Source organism: Brachybacterium sp., assembly GCF_052095815.1.
In the GTDB taxonomy this organism is placed as follows: Bacteria; Actinomycetota; Actinomycetes; order Actinomycetales; family Dermabacteraceae; genus Brachybacterium.
Map to the genome: position 1 here is coordinate 1 of NZ_JBQDLF010000007.1, position 16,350 is coordinate 16,350.

7 protein-coding genes are annotated in these 16,350 nt (G+C 64.8%); 4 read left to right on the plus strand and 3 right to left on the minus strand.

Annotation, left to right across the window (positions count from 1 at the left end):
• Nucleotides 1–155: 155 nt before the first annotated feature.
• Both ACTH43_RS04450 and ACTH43_RS04455 read right to left on the minus strand, forming a co-directional pair.
• Nucleotides 156–3,602, minus strand: coding sequence for a helicase-related protein (locus ACTH43_RS04450; RefSeq protein WP_441443717.1), 3,447 nt, complete (start codon nt 3,600–3,602; stop codon nt 156–158).
• The gene (locus ACTH43_RS04455; RefSeq protein WP_441443718.1) at nt 3,599–7,579 is read right to left on the minus strand and encodes an Eco57I restriction-modification methylase domain-containing protein; all 3,981 of its coding nucleotides are present in this window, start codon (nt 7,577–7,579) and stop codon (nt 3,599–3,601) included. The genes ACTH43_RS04450 and ACTH43_RS04455 overlap by 4 nt, the downstream gene beginning before the upstream one ends.
• A 322-nt stretch (nt 7,580–7,901) precedes the next feature.
• On the opposite strand from ACTH43_RS04455, the gene ACTH43_RS04460 reads away from it, so the two are divergent.
• Genes ACTH43_RS04460 through ACTH43_RS04470 form a run of 3 tightly spaced genes read left to right on the plus strand, consistent with a single transcriptional unit; the run spans nt 7,902 to nt 14,262 of the window.
• Nucleotides 7,902–9,155, plus strand: a complete 1,254-nt coding sequence (locus tag ACTH43_RS04460; protein WP_441443719.1) for a DUF6361 family protein — start codon at nt 7,902–7,904, stop codon at nt 9,153–9,155.
• Nucleotides 9,155–11,020 carry a phospholipase D family protein gene (locus ACTH43_RS04465; protein ID WP_441443720.1) on the plus strand — a complete coding sequence of 622 codons (1,866 nt, stop codon included), beginning with the start codon at nt 9,155–9,157 and terminating at the stop codon, nt 11,018–11,020. Before ACTH43_RS04460 ends, ACTH43_RS04465 begins: the two co-directional genes overlap by 1 nt.
• Nucleotides 11,017–14,262: a helicase-related protein gene (locus ACTH43_RS04470; RefSeq protein ID WP_441443721.1), complete on the plus strand. Its 3,246-nt coding sequence runs from the start codon at nt 11,017–11,019 to the stop codon at nt 14,260–14,262. The genes ACTH43_RS04465 and ACTH43_RS04470 overlap by 4 nt, the downstream gene beginning before the upstream one ends.
• A gap of 12 nt (nt 14,263–14,274) precedes the next feature.
• On the opposite strand, the gene ACTH43_RS04475 is transcribed toward ACTH43_RS04470, so the two are convergent.
• Nucleotides 14,275–15,156, minus strand: coding sequence for an 8-oxoguanine DNA glycosylase OGG fold protein (locus ACTH43_RS04475; RefSeq protein WP_441443722.1), 882 nt, complete (start codon nt 15,154–15,156; stop codon nt 14,275–14,277).
• A 176-nt stretch (nt 15,157–15,332) separates the two neighbouring features.
• Here ACTH43_RS04475 and ACTH43_RS04480 point away from each other — a divergent pair, with 176 nt between their 5' ends.
• Nucleotides 15,333–16,316: a restriction endonuclease gene (locus ACTH43_RS04480; RefSeq protein WP_441443723.1), complete on the plus strand. Its 984-nt coding sequence runs from the start codon at nt 15,333–15,335 to the stop codon at nt 16,314–16,316.
• The last annotated feature ends 34 nt before the right edge of the window (nt 16,317–16,350 follow it).

The following is a 16,350-nucleotide window of genomic DNA, read 5'->3' on the forward strand; positions in this document are numbered from 1 at the left end:
CCGTTCTGCGCCTACGACGCGACGCTCCCCATCACCACGAACCGGGAAGAGCCGGTTATCTAGGTCGGGTGTTTCTCCCGAGGGCTCAACCGTGTTGCGGTAGGCAGCCGCGCAAGCAACCCGGCCTTAGGCCTGGGGTAGTCTTTGCCGCCGGGTTAAGCCTCCCGCGTGCCCCGAACAGCCATCCAGCTAACGAGCCGCACTTCATGGGGTTCTACATCAGGGAGCGGCTCGCGCGGGGGCGGGGCAGTAATCCCGGCTTCTTCTAGAACTTCGGTGATCAGTCCGATACGTTCTTCGTCGGTGCGCCCGTCGTTGAGGGCACGGCGCATCTGCCGAGCGACCTTGGCGGAAGGGACACTGCGGAGTCGGTTCGCGAGGTCTATCTGCGTCTCCCGCCCGAGATAGCCGCCTGCACGAAACACCAGTTGATGGGAGTCGCGGAATGACAGTGGCATATCCGGTTGGAACGCGTTGGGATCGGTGAGTGCGCTCCAGGCGGCGTAGGCATCGTTGCGGGCGACTTCCCAGGCGTCGAAGGCTCGGTCGTAGACAAGGGCGTCAAGCCAGCGGGGGGCGCTCTCGCTACTGGGATCGGCGACGCGGAGCGAGATGAGCGTGTCGCCCGAGATTCTGGGCTCGCCGGTCTCGTCGTAGTTGATGTTCCAGTCCTCGTCCACGGCAACGTATCGGAACCAGGGTTTATCGCTGTCGCCGATGCGCATGCAGAAGACATAGCCGTTACCATTTACTGCCGGGTTCTCAAATCCGCTACCTGAGCCGTAGGGCAAGGAAAGAATATCAGCCTTGGTGGTCGTGTCGGCGGTGAAGGAACCGTAGAGCCGACGTCGGTACTCCTCACCGGACAGGGACGCACTAGAGCCACCAGTGTCGAGGAGCTTCTCGAACTCGCCGGCGACATGATCGTCGCTTAGGTTTACCTCGTGACCCGGACCGCGGCCAGGTAGGACTTCACCTGCACCGACCGCGGCATCTGCGAGGGCGAGCTTGTTCTGCAAGCGTTCCTCAAGGCGCAGTAAGTCGTCGAGTCTTTCGGCCGGGAAGAATAGTCCGAGATGAACGTAGTCGTGCTTCGAACCGATCCGGTCGACGCGGCCGTGACGCTGGACGATCCTCATCGGATTCCACGGCAGGTCGTAGTTGATCATCTGCCCGGCTTGCTGCAGATTAACTCCCTCAGCCAAGACGTCCGTGGTGAACAGGACGTCGTACTCGTCCTTTGCTATGGGCTCCCTCTGAGGGTTGCGTGGCCCTGCGGTTTTGGGCGCGAACCCGGCGATGGTAGACGCACGCCCACCCTGGTCGACGCCGCCAGACTCGCCCCGCTCGTGCACCTTGGCGTAAGCACCCATAATTGGGGCTGCGACCCTACCTTTGTAGTCCGCCAACGCCGACCCCGATGGTGCCACGCTGATCGCCGCGACGACAGCGTCATGGATCGCAATGATCGTGTCGGAGAAGGCGGAGAAGACGATCACCTTTCGGCGGTCAACGTGAGAGAGACCGCGCGCGTCGATTCTGCGAGCGTCCTCAGCGATCTTAGATAGCTCCTCCACGAGCTTGTTCACTTTTGGCTCGATCCCGGCGAGCACCGTGCCGGCGAGATCGCGTAGATCATGCAGGAGAGCGAGGTCGGAACGGGCATCGGTTTCGAGCTCTGTCACGTGGTAGCCGCTGGCCGCGTCGACTTGATCCTCGTCGTCGAAAGCCTCCACGAACGCGTCAAGATCATCAGAGTCTGAAGAGACCCAGTCGTTAAGTGCCTCTCCCTTCAGGATGTAGCCCCTGTCCAGGGCATCCAGGAACGCCTCGTGCGAACCAATCATCCGTCCCAGAGAAGAATGCAGCGCACTCGGACTCGACTCCAACCGCTTCAGCAGGCCGGATCGGAGCAGGCCAGCATTGGAAATCTGGTACTCCAACAAGTCCTGGTCGAGGGTGTACCTGCTAGACAGATACCTTGCGAGCATCAGGCGCTTCGGGTCCAATGAGCGGTTTTCCCATGCCCGTGGAGTGTGCGGATCCGTTGGATCACCAAGGGCATAGACCATCGCGTCTATGAGCTCCAGCCCGGCCGCGTCGAGGTCGTAGTTGATGCGTCGGACCTTTGGCTGCGGGAACTTGATCGTCGTCGTCGCCCCGTCCGGGCCTACGATCATGTCGTTGGTGTAATGCTCCTTGACGAACTTGCGAGTGCGCCGGACAGCGACCTGGTCCATCAGGTCGAACAGATGCTCCGGGGTGAGGTTGGCGGGGTCGATCCCCTGGGCATGCTTGATGTACTCCCGAATGCTCGGAATTCCCAGTGAGGCGAACCTCGCGTCGTCGCGGATGAAGTACCTGACTAAAGTTTCTAGGTCCGCCAGCGAGTTATTGACCGGTGTCGCTGTCAGCAGCACGACCTTCTTCGGTTGGGTGCCGGCGGTGATCACTCGGTCCACTGCACCTGACCGTTGCGCAGAGGAGTTGCGCAGGTTATGAGCCTCGTCGATCACGACGAGGGAGTAGTCCTCGATCTCTTGCATGAACGCGCGATGACCCGCGTGGGCTGGTTCGAGACGATTGCGGACCTCTTCGTAGGAGTAGACCGTCACCCAGCGGGAGAAGTCGTACTCGAGCAGGAACGGTTCCCACATCGACGTCTTCAACGCCGCCGGCGCCACGATCAGTACCCGCTGCCGGTTCACGTTCGCAGTCCGGTAGATCACCTCACCGGCCAGGTAGGTCTTGCCGAGGCCGACCTCATCAGCGACGAGCACACCTCCGTGCTCGTCCAGCAGGCGCTCCATCCGAACCACACCGTCGGCCTGGAAACGAGTCAGGCTTAGCCCCGTCTTGATGTGCGGGCTCTCGTCATCCAGGTGCGCCCCGTACAACTCCCACAGCATGCGCAGGTAGACCGTCCACGGGCTGTGCGGGTCCCACAACCGGCCATACAATTCAGCCAGGTCGTAGGGTTCACTGGCCGCCCAGAACCCTTCGAACCATTCGTGGACCTTCGCCGCGGCGTGGGTACCGCCGCCAGTACCCAGGTTCAGTTCTGCGTTCAGCGCCAGTCCGGCAAAAGTCATGTTCGAGGACCCGGCGATTGCGGCCTGAGTCGCCATATCCTCCACCATGTACGCCTTGCCATGGAGGAAACCACTCGTGTAGCGGCGCACCTCCACCCGCGCCCGCCCCTCCGGGTCAAGGCCGCGTAGCCATTCCACCATCCGTCTGGCGTCTGCATCAGGCTGCCGCGCGAACCCCATGGTGTCCCGTTCCATCGCGAGCCAGTCGTCATGCTGCTCGAGTGCAGCGCTGATCCGCGAGTCCATCGTCGCGTCATGAGCACTAACCGCGCGAACCGAGTTCTGTTCCGGTTCCGCACCCAGCAGCAGCCTCACGCGAGGTGCCTGCTCCAGCTCGTCGGAGAGCAGGGCGAACCCTCCAGGATTAATGTATGCCGTCGCGATTGCGAGCGGCGGTGGTGTCTGCTTGTTCTCCCGTAACATCCGGAAGAGTTCGTTCACCCGGTCCGCTACTCGGACCGTCGCCTCGCTTGCCAGATAGTTGGTTGCGAAGTCAGGGAGCTGGCTCATGCCTGCCCCTTCCACCGTGCGTAGTGCGTCAAGACTGCCTCCAGCCGCGATTGATAATTCCAACCTCGGTGGAACGTCCCGAAGATGTGCTCGACCTGGTCCTCCGACAATCCGTATAGCAAGCTCACGACAGCGTCGAGCTCCGCAGTCAGATCGTCCTTCGCCGACTTCGTCGTCACCGACCCGACGGGTACTCCAACCTCGGCCGCCCACTCGGTGTATCGGTCGTCGACCGCTGCCAGCCTCCCGGCGACTTCCACCGCTCGAGCGGCGACTGATGACTCGGGGTCGAACGTGGGAATGGGAAGACCGTTGAGGATGTGCAGGTTCATTCCGAGCTCGACATACTTGCGGGCGTACCAGTCCAGTGGGATCGACGACAGGACGCCCAGTAGGTATGCCTCGGCCAGTGCGGTCCCTGCCCGGCGGTACAGGTAGGGCGCCTTGTTCGTTAAGGCTACGACGGGCGGCAGTAATGCCGCGATCATCGTCCGAGTGTCCGTTGAACGCGCGATATCGCGAAAGGCGATGCGCGGGCGACGCATTGGGAGCGTGTCCACGTCGTCCGCCCACGCCTGGGAAAGTGCATGGAAGGCAGAGCTCTTCAGCCTGACCTGGCGCTTGCGCTTGGCTTGGAGAGCGACTTCAATAGCTTCCTGGTCCCCGTACGCATAAACCTCCCCGGTCCCCGGGTTCCACAATTCAAAACCCTTCCCGCCGAGAACTGGGACGGTCCCGCGCCCCTCACTGTCGAAGGTTGGTCGATCGTTGGTCGCGTCAAACTCGCGCACCGGCCGAAAGTCCCAGCCTGGGCGCCGCGCGTCGAGCCGCGGAGCCTTACGGATGACGTTCAAAACTTCAGCTGCCTGGGGCGTTGCAATCTGCGGGACGGTCGAGCCAGTCATCACTTTCAGTGACGATACTTCCACGCGACCTAACTGACCACGTCCGGCGAGGAAGGTTTTCTCCTCGTAGAACGGCCCGCACACCTCGATGTACCCTAACGGTGGATCACATTTACGGAACGTCAGCAAAGAGATCGAGTACCTTGGGTCGATCGGGAAGATCCACCTGCGCTCGTTGACCAAAGTGATCGCCTGGAGGCTGCCTGCCGCGAACATCGCCTCACGCCAAAGACTCGGGCCAGCCGCGTTAAGGATCGAGCGCGGCATCACGACACCCGATCGACCTTCATTCCTTAGGAGTTGCAGGAGGCGCCACGCGAAAGCCTGGTAAAGGTCAATATCCCCGGTCCCAAGCCCGGGATATGGACCTTTGAGCATGGTCTGGCGAACCTTGCCGACAACCTCGCTCAGCTCATCGAGCTCTGCCACCATGTCAGGACGCTCGTCGCGCAGGCGCGCGATCTCCGACTTCATCACGGCCGGCTTGAGCGCGAGCAAGCCAGGCCGGATCCGGAGCCAAAACTTCGGCTCCTCAACCATGAGCTCTTCCCACGGGGGGTTCCCGAGCAGGACATCGAAACCGGGGTTGGTCCGCAGGAACACCTCCGGGAACAGCACTGGCATGTGTGCGGGCTTCAGCTCTTTGATGGTCTCCATTACCCGGTGATCACGGGCCAGTTCGATGACGTCGTCTTCGCTAAAGATCATCCCGGCGTCGATCGCGCCGACCCGGGCTGCCACGGCGACGTCGAAAACGCGCTCCGCAGGATTTGATGCCTCTCGTGCCTGCTCCAGTAGACGCGCGGACTCTTCGATCTCTGCCTTATTGGCTTCGCCAGCACTAGCGAGATCGACAAGGAGAGTCTTGGCGGATACGAGTGTGTCGGTAATGACATCATCGAAGAAGTCGCTCTGCCCGGGGTTGCGGTCTGGTTGGAGGACGTCGAGAGCCTCGTCGACCGTGCCGATTCCGGTGAGGGAGTCGGCGTTGATGAGGCCATGGTCGAGGTTGCTCATCGGGAGTCCGGGGACAAACGTGTGGATCCAAAGCGCGAGGCGGGCAAGTTCGACGGCCATGGGGTTGAGGTCGAGGCCGTAGATGCAGCGACGTGCCACCTGACGTCGCAGGAGACCGATCTCATCTACCTCGGACTTGGCGACGTCGTCGGTGCCGAGAGCTTCCTTCGCGGCGCCAGCGAGCCGGAGCAGTTCGTCGGTGACACCTGGAACGGCGTGTTGGGCGAGAAAGGCGCGCATGAGCGCTTCGATCTTGTCGACCGCTGCGACGAGGAAGTGGCCCGATCCCATGGCGAGGTCGGCGACTCTGAAGTCGAAGAAGTCTCGGGAGGCCGCAGCTACGTCACCCTTGTTGAGGTGGTCGGCGACCTTGTCCAGGTGCGCGGTGAGTGCGGGCACGACAGACTGTTCGATCAGGTGGTCGACGAGGACCTTGGGGGTGAAGTAGGAACCGGTAGCCTTGCGCTCCCCGGAGGCGCTGTGGAAGTACACCCCACCAGATCGGACGTGGACCTCATCGTTCTTCTTGACAGGCACCCAGGCGCCGTCGGGGTCGAGGGTGAGGTCCTGTTCGGCCATGGAGAGGGAGCTTTCGAGGAGTCCCTCGTAGATGGTGCCGAACTCGCGGACGCTGAGCGACCGAAAGTCGACCGGGCCGTCGACGCCGTCACTGGTGGTGTCGATGAGCAGGTGCTTGAGCGCTGGTCCAAGTACCCGGTCGGGGATCTGGATCTTGGTGAAAAGGGCCCCGTCTGGCGATTGGTCGGGGTCGGAGGAGAATAGGCCGCCGTTGTAGGCGGGGATCTGCCACTGGCGATTGCCTTTGTCGATGGCGTCCCACACCTGGGTCAGGTCGCCCCACAGGGTTGCTGACTCCCCGAACTCGCGGTCTTCCGTAGCGATGAGGCGCTGGGCATTGGTCTTCAGACTGTTCGCGTCGAATCCTTCGTTGCGCCTGGAGGGGAGGAGCCCTCGGTCTTCGGCGTACGCCTGGAAGAGGAGACGGAACAGGATGCGTAGGGTGACGCGGTAGGCGGTGGCGAGGCCGTCGGGGTCCAGGCGCAGTTGTGCGCGTTTGGTGAGTTGGTGGGTGACTTCGACAGCGAGCGGGGGGATGATCTCGCCGTAGATGCGCTCCCGAAGCCGTTTCCCGAGCTCAGTGGCGTAGCGAGTGCTCTCCTCCAGCAACTGGTCCGCGGTGCCGTTCGCGGCAAGGGCGTTGGCGGTGAAGATCAGCGGCAGCAGTCCGGCGTAGTCGGCGTCGACCGTCGACAGGTCGATCTCGAAGTACGTCTCGGCCTGACCTTTGGATCCGACGCCGACGCCGTCCCGCCCGGGGTAGAGGCGGATCTGGTCTTTGCGAAGGACGATCAGCCACGGCACCTCTTGCTGGGTCGCGACAGCGAGACCATAGGCGACCGGGGTCAGCTGGAACCTTGGGCTCTTGCTGTCGAAGTGCTCGGTTTCGTCGAGCAGGACCGCGACCGCACGGGAGGCGTCGGTCGGCGTTGACAGCAGGACGGCACCACCGGTGGCGGGCTGGGTCTTGAAGCCGAGCGCGTCGATGAGGGCCGTTCCACGGGCAGTGAGTAGGCCGCTACCGGCCTGATTCAGGTCGTCCCAGTCGAGGCGCTGCGGGAGGTTCTGGGTGAGGTGGTAGGTTGCGAAGAGCCCGCTGTTGGTGTACCCCGCGACGGCGGTTGAATTGTGGGCCTTGCGAAAGCCGGCGATACGCTCGGTTGCGGCCAGAACGTCTGGTTCGTCAAGTGCCGACTGCAGCTGCCTCTGTGCCTGTTCCGTCGGTAACTCGACGGGCTGGGCTTGGGGATCCGGGCCGAAAAGATATGTAGTAGAGCTGTTTCCCACTGCGACGACGAGCTGAAGTTGGGTCTTGCCGCGGCGAGCGTTGAACAGGTCTCGGACCGCTCGTTTGGAGGGTAGGTCCGATGAACGCGCAACCGCAACTTGGAGGCCCCCCATTCCCAACGGATCGGGTCCGATGAAAATTCGCTCTGTGGCAATGTTGGCAGGCGCAGTGGTCTCGCTCCACTTCACGGACTTACTTGCAATCAAGCGCATTGAATGTCTCGACTTCTCGATATCGCAGGTGGCTAGCCAGACAAACGGGCGGACGCTATTACGACCGAACCGATCGTGGCATCCGATGGCATCCTGGTCGCTATGGGCGTAGGGCTGGCCAATGAGGGCTCCCCCTGATCCTAAGCCGCTCCGTCATCTACTGGAGTCATACGGTCGATGACACCACGGATTTTTGTCGGATACCCAAGAGGGAAGATGCTCCACCCTCGGACCCTAAGGGGACCGATCTGAGGGCAAAGTGGTGCCTCGATTGGTCATCAACGTGCACCATGGACCCATGCCCTCCACCTTCGCCTGGCTCGCCGTCGACGCCGAGCAGCGTCGCAGGATGATGGAAGCGGTGGATCAGTTCCGCGACGAGACCACCATCGACGATCTCGGAGTGGGAGGCATCCGCGACGCCTTCTCGGACACCTTCTTCCCCGGCACCTCCACCCTGCACACGCGGCTGCGCTACGTGCTGTTCATCCCGTGGCTGATGCAGGAGGCCTCGACACGCGCCACCGCGGAGGAGATGGCCACGAGGTACCACGACCTCGAGCGGGATTTCATCGGCGCACTAGAACGGGGGACCGACGAGGGAGAACAGGGCATCATCGGCCGGCGCGCGGGCAAGGCCCTCCAGCGTGTGCCCTCGGTGCTGTACGGCGGGATGCTCGTCCAGTGGGGGATCCTCGAGACTGGTCTCACCGCTCGCGAGCACTTCGCGCGCATCGAACAGAACCGGCGCCTCGACGCTGACTCTCCCCGCGTCGAGGATGAGGGGCTCGGCAGCGTACGCATCCCCGACGGCCTCGATCCGCGCCTGCCGCTCCGCCCGGAGGGGCTGCTGAAGAGCGCCGATTTCGCTCTCACCTCACCGGAGGTCGAGTACCTGAAGGAGACGATCACCCGCAACAACGCGGGCACCCTCCTCGCGCGGCTCGCCCACCGTCGGCCCACCACCTGGACGGCCACCGGCACGATGCCGTCGGCTCCATGGGCCGACGACGTTCTCGACCTGCTTGACCCCGTCGCGGACCGGGGCCTCCGGACCACGCTCGACCTCGCCGAACGCTTCAGCCTCTATACCCAGGGTGCGAACCTGCTCTACAACCTGTTGCTGGCCGAAGCGACGTCCGGCGATCCAGATCGCTTCCGGGATGACCGCGTCGAGCACTACCGCGAGCGTCTCGCGCAGTGGGCCGACGAAGCTGCTGCACACCGCCCGTTCGACGCCGCGGATCTGCTCGGGCTCGGTCAGCTGATGGCCGCGCGTCGCCGCAACTTCCCGGACAGGACCCGAACTTTCCTGGAGAACTGGTTCGACGAAGCCCGCTCATCGCGGACGGTCGCGGACTCCCGCAGTGCTCGCGAGCTCATCTCTCGACGAGAGCGCCTCGTCAAAGGCAGTCGCGCACGGCTCCGGCCGGGCAACCTCAAGGCGCTGAATGCCTGGAGCGGCGCCTCCGGCACCGCGAGGATGTACTTCCGGTGGAGCAATGTCACCACGCTCCTGAAGGACCTCTACGACGGAGAGGGGCGCCACTGATGCTGCAGCCCGACACCACGGTCCTCCTCACCGAAGCACTCCGGCCCCCGCCCGGGTACGAGGTGGACGTCGCCGTGACCACCACGTATTCGTTGAATCTCACCGCGATGCTGATCGCGCCGATGACCTTCGCCTTCGCGTCGATGGACGAAACGTCGGGCATCGACGACCGCGACCCCGCCCAGCTGCTCGATGCGATCCAGCGCTTCATGGGACGGACCACCGTGTTCTGTCAGGCAGCCGGCATCCACGTGCCCACCACGCACAGCCGCATCCACACCTTCCTCGAGGGCTCCCTCCACCAGGTGGAGCCCCCACGCGAGGGCGCCTTGTTCCATCCCAAGCTCTGGGCCATCCGGTACCGCCGAGCGGTGGACGGCGCACTGTTCCACCGCGTCGTCGTCGGCAGCCGCAACCTCACCCTCGACAGCTCGTGGGATACGGCCCTGATCCTCGATGAGGGGCCTGACGGCGCGATCGATGCCGCCCCCGCCGCTGAGGCCGTCGTCGCGGTGTCCGGGATGGTGCTGGACCCCATGAGCGAGGACCGGCGGGAGTCGATCCTCGACCTCGCCTCGACGCTGCGCACTGTGTGCCTCGAGGTGCCGGCGCCGTTCACGGGAGGTCGGCTGCTCGCCCTCGGGCTCGACGAGGATCGCGACCACTGGCCGTTCCCCGAGGACCCCCGGAAGATTCTCGCCATCAGTCCGTTCCTCTCACGGGGCACCCTCGACAGGCTCCGCGCCGGCGCGGAGGACGCCACCCTGCTCACCCGCGCGGACTCCGCCGATCTGCTCGGCGCCTCCGCGACAGCGGGCTGGGATGTCAACGTCCTCGACGCCGCCGTCGATTACGAGGAGACGGTCGAGGAGGGAGTGATGGAGGATGACACCGCCGACGAGCGGACTGTCGCACGCTCCGCCCTCGTCAAGCTCACGGGGCTGCACGCGAAGACGGTCGTCCTCGACCGCGCCGATGGCCGGTCGGAGGTGGTCACCGGCAGCGCGAACCTGACCCGCCAGGCATGGGACCTCAACGTCGAGTTCGATGCGATCCTCACCGGTCCCACCCGCAGCTGCGGGGTCGACGCGGTGCTCGGCGACGGTGCCAAGGACATGGGCCTCCGCACGATCATGGAGCCCTACACCCCGTCACAGGACGCGATCGACGACCCCTCCTTGCTCACCGGCTATGAGCTCGAGGAGTTTCACCGGAGCATCGCGAGATCCGAGCCGCGACCGCAGCTCGACATCACCCGCACCGGCGACGACGCCGTGGCCGCGCGCCTCACGCTCGCCCTTCCCGACGCTCCCGTCGGCGAGACCACGATCTGGCCCCTCACCGCGCCGGCCCTGCGCAGGCCGCTCGCCGACCGTTCCGAATGGACGCTCTCACTCGACGAGATCACCCCGTTCATCGCAGTCGAGACCACCGCAGGGAAGGACGCAGCCCGCGTCACCCGACGCTGCCTGCTCAAGGTGCTGCTCGTGGGCGATGTCGTCGACCGCGAACAGCGTGCTCTCGCCACCATGCTCAACAGCCGTGACCGCGTGCTGCGCTATCTCGCACTCCTCCTCGGCCTCGACGAGCCGGCGACCACCCACGCCCAGGAGACCGACGTCGAGACTCTCGAGACGATGATCGACGGCATCGCCGGGACGGCGACGCCACGCCAGCTTCCACCGATCGTGCTCTTCGAGCCTCTCGTGCGCGCGGCCGGCGCAGACATCGACCGCATCCTCTCGGTCCGCAAGCAGGTCGAGGCCGTCCTCAACCTGCCGAAAGCCGAGGAGCTTATCCCGCCGGAGTTCCTGCAGCTGTGGGACGTGGTCCTCAAGTTCTCCCTCAGCAGGAGGAGTGCATGAACAACGCGCAACCTGACGGTACGCAGAGCGGACACTTCGATCTCGACGGTGTGCTCGCCCGGCTCAAGCCTTTCCAGCTCGCCACCGTCGACCACGCCTTCCGTCGGCTCTGGACCGACGACGAACCCGTGAACCGATTCCTCGTCGCCGACGAGGTGGGACTCGGCAAGACCCTCATCGCAAAGGGAGTCGCCGCCCGCGCCGTCGATCACCTGCGGCGCACCCGGGAGGGTGCTGTGACGATCGTGTACATCTGCTCCAACAACCAGATCGCCAGCCAGAACCTCGAGCGGCTGCGAGAGCTCACCGGGGGACAGGCGCAGCAGAACGCCGACCGCATCACCATGCTCCCGCAGACGATGGGCCGGGGAACGGCCGGCGGGGTCAACCTCATCGCCTTCACCCCCGGCACCTCCTTGAAGCTCGGCTACGCGACCGGTCGCGTGGAGGAGCGGGTCCTGCTGCACTGGATGCTCAGCCACGTCCTCGACCGCCTCTGGTTGATGCAGGACGCCGTCATCGATTTCTTCCGCGACTCCGTCGGTTACGATCGGTTCGCGAACCGCCTGGACTGGGACTGGAGCCGGCCCACGATCGACGACGACCTCATCGCCGACTTCACGCAGCACATCACCACCGACCGCGGACCCTTCGGCGGGACGCTGCTCGAGGATCTCCTTGAGGAACTCGACCGCTGGCTGGACCGCGACACAGTCACCGACAACTTGCGACGTCGCCGCACGCAGATGATCGGCGAGCTGCGCATGACCATGGCCCATACGGCCGTGTCCCGTCTCGCCCCGGACCTCGTGATCCTCGACGAGTTCCAGCGCTTCAAGGACCTCTTCCCCGGTGCCCGCAGCGGCGGCGACGAGGACTACACGGACGCACAGCGCCTTGCCCAGAGGATCATCACCCATCCCGGTGCGAAGTCACTCGTCCTCTCCGCCACCCCCTACAAGATGTTCACCCTCCCCGACGAGCTCGACGAGGAGGACCACCACCAGGACTTCCACGACACCATCGCCTTCCTCGCAGGACCCGCTCGGGCCCGGCGCGTCGCAGAGCACCTCGCCGAGGTGCGGCGAGGCATGCTGCTGCGCACCGATGAGGGGAAGCACATCGCCGAGTGGGCGACGACGCAAGCGACCGCAGAGCTACAGCGCGTCATGTCCCGCACCGAACGGCTCGGTGCGACCGCCGTCACCGACGGCATGCTCCAGGAGATGGAGATGCCCTCCCTCGAGCTCCGTCCGCAGGACCTCGAGATCTGGACCGCGAACTACCGCATCGGCCGCCGGGCCCACGGCATGGACATGTTCGAGTTCTGGCGCTCGAGCCCCTACCCGGTGAACCTCATGGACCCCTCGGCGTATCAGTCCCAGCGTCGCGTCATGGATCTGGCCTCGGAACAGGACGAGGACCTCGCCGCGCTGCTGCACCTCCACCACCGGGGGCTCCTGGACTGGAACGACATCCTCGAGTTCCGCGAGATCGACCCCGGGAACCCTAAGCTCCGCGCGCTGATCGACGCGTCGATGGAGCGGGGCGTGTGGAAGCTGGCCTGGCTGCCGCCCGCACTGCCGTACACCACACCGGGAGGCCCGTTCGCCGCCGACGGCGCCCGCAGCTTCACCAAGCGACTCATCTTCTCCGCCTGGAGCGTGGTGCCCAAGGCGATCGCCGCGCTGTTCAGCTACGAGGTGGACCGTCGGCTGAGCGAGTTCACCCGCCAGAGCGACGGCTCTAGCACCCGGTACGACTCCACGCGACCCTCGCCGCTGCTCCGCTTCGCCGTGTCCGACGAGAAGCTGCTCAACCTGCCCCACCTCGCGCTGCTGTACCCCTCGGTCGCGCTCGCCCAGCTCGGAGACCCCGTCGCGGTCGCGCGGGAACGGGGCGAGGAGCTGCCGCTGGATCGGGAGCGCTTCCTCGGGCTCGTGGCAGAGAGGATTCAGGAGAAGCTCGACGGCCTCGACCTCCCCCGCGGCGAGAAGAAGGGACAGACTGCCGGTTGGTACGGGGTCGCTCCCTATCTGCTCGACCAGGCGCTGAACCTGAAGGATCTGAGCCCGCGCGGAGCCGTCGCTGACGAGACGGACGGCGAAGAATCGATATCGCGCTACGGCGACCACGTCGCCTTCGCCATGAAACCCGACTGGGACACGCTCGGAGCCCCACCGAAAGACCTCGCCCAGATGCTCGCAGTGATCGCGGTGGCAGGCCCGGGGGTCTGCGCGTTGCGTGCCCTGAGCAGGGCGACCGGGGGAGCGGAGTCGCTCGAGGACGACGGCGTGCGACGCGCCGCCCTCACGATCAGCGAAGGGCTCCGCACGCTCTTCAACCGGCCCGAGATCATGGCGGCGGTGCGAGCCTCCACCGGCGTGAGCTCAGAGGACGCCGACGGCTATTGGCAGCTCGTGCTCGGCTACTGCCTCGACGGCAACCTCCAGTCCACGCTCGACGAGTACGTGCACACGCTCGTCGACTCCCTCGGACTGCTCGGCGATGCACCGGCCGACCGCGCCGCGAAGCTCGCCGAGAAGATCCGCGCCACCGCCGGCATCCGCACCGCAGCGAACGAGATCCACGACCTGCGTGCGCGCGAAACGGAGATCGACGTCGACGTGCATCGCGTCCATTCGCACATCGCCGCCCGCTTCGGACGCACACAGAGCTCCGAACAGGCCGACAAGCGGGAGACCTCGGTGCGCGACAGCTTCAACTCGCCGTTCTGGCCCTTCATCCTCGCCAGCACCTCGGTGGGGCAGGAGGGCCTGGACTTCCACACCTACAGCCACGCCATCGTGCACTGGAACCTGCCCGGCAACCCCGTGGACCTGGAGCAGCGCGAAGGGCGCGTGCACCGGTACAAGGGCCACGCCATCCGCCGGAACGTCGCCCAGCGCCATGGGAGCGCAGCGCTTGCCGAGGGGCACGATGACCCGTGGGCGGCCATGTTCCATGCCGCAGAAGCAGCCGAGCCGGAGGGCAGCGACGGGATGAGCCCGTACTGGCTCTACGACGGGCCGACAAAGATCGAACGCTATGTGCCGGCCATGCCGCTCAGCCGGGAGTCGCGACAGTACCGTCGCTTGCAGCGCACGCTCGGGGCGTACCGCTCGGTGATGGGGCAGCCGCGGCAGGACGACCTGATCAAGCTGATGGGGGAGGACGTCGACTGGCCGCGGATCGACCTGCGGCCGCCGCGGGGAGAGCGCGAGGTCACGGAAGAGATGTAGGGGGCTCCGTTTTCAGGCTTCCGTCGACGGGTTCAGGGCGAACCACTCGCGCAGTGCTTCGACCAGGAGAACCCCGACCGTGTCCTTCTCTCCGCCTCGGGCATCGGCCTCGGCACCCAGATCATCGAGCATCGATTCAGCGGTGACGTTCTCGGACTCAGGCCGGAGGGGCGACTTCCCACGAGCATCCTCGAAGATCAGAAGCTCGACGTCATCGGTGCGCGGAGACTGGCCGTCGCCCGGCCAGAGCTCTGCGGCCCAGCCTTCCAGCACGTCGACGTAGCGTTTGTAGCTCTCCGTATCCCACCAGGAGAGGCTGAACGTCCCCGCGTCCGCGGCATTCCGCTGAAGCCAGCCGGTGACGACGCTGTCCATGACGGGAGTCGTCCGGTGCGAAGGCTTCTTGGTGAGGAAGTAGATGAACTTCGTCCCGAAGGCAGGGCCGAGGTATTTCAGGTACGAGCGGTCCGCGCGGCGCCGCGTGGAGATGTGGTCGAAGGCCGCGATTCCGCCATCTCTGAGCGCTGTCTCGGCGACCTCCGCCAGCTGCGCGATGACTTTCGTGTCCTGAACGGTTCCGCCGCAGGTGAGCACTCGCTCGGTGCGGTACGGACCGTAACCGACCATGCCGTATCCCCAGATCATCGACGCGATGAATGCCTTGACGACGGCTGCCTCGAGCGCTGTACCGTCTCCGGTACGAAGCTCGTCTGAGTTGGCAAGCTCGGACACTGCTCCTCGTCCGATGCGCGGTCGTTTTCCTTCCTGTCCCGGCTCGGACTTCGTGGCCAATTCCTTGATCAGCGCTTCGTAGTCGAAACTCAGTCGATCATCGGCCCCTTGAGAGAACCTCTTGAGCCAGGACTCCGGCTTCCATGCCATAGATTCCTGCACGGGACCAGTTTAGCGGTTCACAGTCTCGGCTCGATCGCGAAGTCGTTTCGGAATGGTCATGGCTCACAGTAGGCCGAAAGCGCCGTTCGTTGCGGCCCTTCTGGAAGAGTTCGGTGCCCACGTGTCAGCTCCCGGTGGCACGATGGGGAAAAGCACGGTGAGACCGAAGGAGCGAAATGGCGCAGTACGCCGCGGATGGGGTCCCCACGATCGATGGCTGCAGACCAGCCGTTCTCCGGCTCATGGCTGACGGCGAGCTGCGTCCCCTGAAGGACATTGTCGCGGGCGTCGCCGAAGTGATGGGACTCGGCGAGGACGTGGTGGCGCAGAAGGTGAGCTCGGGGCAAGGACGGCTCGAGAACAGAGTCGGCTGGGCGTGCTCGTCGATGAAACAAGCGGGGCTGCTGGATCGGCCCCGGTACGGGCGCTACCAGATCACCGACGACGGACGAACCGTCCACTCCCGCGGCCTGACCGAGTACTCCGAGCGAGATCAGCAGGAGTGGCCCACCTGGCGGAACTACCTGTCAGAGCTGGCTGAGCGGAAAGAGCGACAGAAGCTCGAGTCGGGTGAGCTTGAGAGCGGCGCGGGAGATGTTCGCGCCGGCGAGTTCGACGTGATGCACGCTGGCGATTCGGAGATGGATCCACTGTCAGCCGTATCCGACAAGGTGGACGAGCTGAACGACAATGTCGAGACGGAGCTCCGGGCCGCGTTGCAGAGCTCATCGCCCAAGTTCTTCGAGGAAGCCGTCCTGCAGCTGCTGTGGGCCATGGGATATGCGGGAGCCCAGGGCGAGAAGCAGCACCTCGGCAGGTCTCACGACGGTGGGATCGATGGAGTGATCCGACAGGACCCCCTCGGCCTGCAGAACGTCTACGTCCAGGCCAAGCGCTATGCCGATGACAACGCGATCGGTGGCCCGGACATCAACTCCTTCTACGGCGCGCTCGCTCGGCTGGGCGCGGATCGCGGCGTGTTCATCACGACCTCGAGATTCACTCTCGCTGCGAAGGACGCAGCACGCCAGTTCCAGGGACGCATCGTCCTCATCGACGGGATCCGCCTCACCGCACTGATGCTCAGGTACGGGGTCGGCGTCGAAGAGCGCCAGAAGTTCACCGTCTACAGCGTGAACCAGGACTTCTTCGATGAGTGACGTGCGCCGATACCAAGAATGACGGGCGCAATTC

Excerpts from the sequence above, each read along its gene's own strand:
- ACTH43_RS04460 (WP_441443719.1), top strand. The coding sequence starts at position 7,902 with ATGCCCTCCACCTTCGCCTGGCTCGCCGTCGACGCCGAGCAGCGTCGC.
- ACTH43_RS04465 (WP_441443720.1), top strand. The coding sequence starts at position 9,155 with ATGCTGCAGCCCGACACCACGGTCCTCCTCACCGAAGCACTCCGGCCC.
- ACTH43_RS04480 (WP_441443723.1), top strand. The coding sequence starts at position 15,333 with ATGGCGCAGTACGCCGCGGATGGGGTCCCCACGATCGATGGCTGCAGA.
- ACTH43_RS04450 (WP_441443717.1), bottom strand. The coding sequence starts at position 3,602 with ATGAGCCAGCTCCCTGACTTCGCAACCAACTATCTGGCAAGCGAGGCG.
- ACTH43_RS04470 (WP_441443721.1), top strand. The coding sequence starts at position 11,017 with ATGAACAACGCGCAACCTGACGGTACGCAGAGCGGACACTTCGATCTC.